Source organism: Gracilimonas halophila, from assembly GCF_042684365.1.
In the GTDB taxonomy this organism is placed as follows: domain Bacteria; phylum Bacteroidota; class Rhodothermia; order Balneolales; family Balneolaceae; genus Gracilimonas; species Gracilimonas halophila.
This window is the reverse complement of sequence record NZ_JBHULI010000018.1, coordinates 1-826: the sequence shown is the minus strand read 5'-3', so window position 1 is coordinate 826 and position 826 is coordinate 1. Positions and strand designations below refer to the sequence as shown.

Sequence of the window (826 nt, the reverse complement as noted above, 5' to 3'; positions counted from 1 at the left end):
CGTTATGTTCTTCATTTACTTCCCCTTTCATTTCGCTATAAAATTTATTTGACAATGTTCGCATATATGCTAACTTTGAGATATGCGCGTTATCAAGTTTTACCGAACAAAAACCGGGAATTGTCCTGTCGAAGATTTTTTACAAAGTCTTCCTGACAAGCAATCTAAGAAAGTGGTTTGGACACTTCGTGTAGTTCGTGATTTAGAACAGGTTCCCACTCAGTATTTGAAGAAGCTCAAAAGCACCGATGATATTTGGGAAGTTCGGGCAACGCTTGGGAACAACACTTTTCGGTTGTTGGGATTTTTTGACGGTCCAAAACTGATTGTATTAACCAGTGGTTTTGCCAAGAAAACGAATAAAGTTCCTAAACAGGAAATTGAGACTGCCGAAGAACGTAAACGTGATTATTACCGGAGGAAACAATAATGAGTAAAGATGATTTAGAAATTTTTATCGATCAAAAGAAAGCCGAAAGCCCTGAGTTTGCCGAAAACTTTGAGGAAGGATACCTCAATTTCAAAATCGGAGTAATTCTTCGCCAAGCCCGTGAAAATATGGGAGCAACCCAGGCTGATGTTGCCGAGAAGTTGAACACCACAAAATCAGTGATTTCCAGAATGGAAAATCATGCCGAGGATATCAAACTTTCTACGCTTACCAAATATGCGAAGGCATTAGGTAAAAAAGTAAAGCTCGAAATCCAGTAAATTCAAAACATAACAATGCGTTTTAAATCGGACACGGACGGGGCGCAATGGAACCTGATTGCCAGGAAATAATTTCGCTACTTCAACCAAATCATAATCCCCGCGCCGTTTAAAC

2 protein-coding genes are annotated in these 826 nt (G+C 39.5%); both read left to right on the top strand.

Annotation, left to right across the window (positions count from 1 at the left end; all coding sequences use genetic code 11):
* The first annotated feature begins 82 nt into the window (after positions 1-82).
* Positions 83-430: a type II toxin-antitoxin system RelE/ParE family toxin gene (locus tag ACFSVN_RS04990; protein WP_390299511.1), complete on the top strand. Its 348-nt coding sequence runs from the start codon at positions 83-85 to the stop codon at positions 428-430.
* Positions 430-711, top strand: coding sequence for a helix-turn-helix domain-containing protein (locus ACFSVN_RS04985; RefSeq protein ID WP_066220362.1), 282 nt, complete (start codon positions 430-432; stop codon positions 709-711). The genes ACFSVN_RS04990 and ACFSVN_RS04985 overlap by 1 nt, the downstream gene beginning before the upstream one ends.
* The last annotated feature ends 115 nt before the right edge of the window (positions 712-826 follow it).

Bases quoted from the DNA above. Each gene is read 5' to 3' on its own strand.
- ACFSVN_RS04985 (WP_066220362.1), top strand. From the start codon at position 430: ATGAGTAAAGATGATTTAGAAATTTTTATCGATCAAAAGAAAGCCGAA.
- ACFSVN_RS04990 (WP_390299511.1), top strand. From the start codon at position 83: ATGCGCGTTATCAAGTTTTACCGAACAAAAACCGGGAATTGTCCTGTC.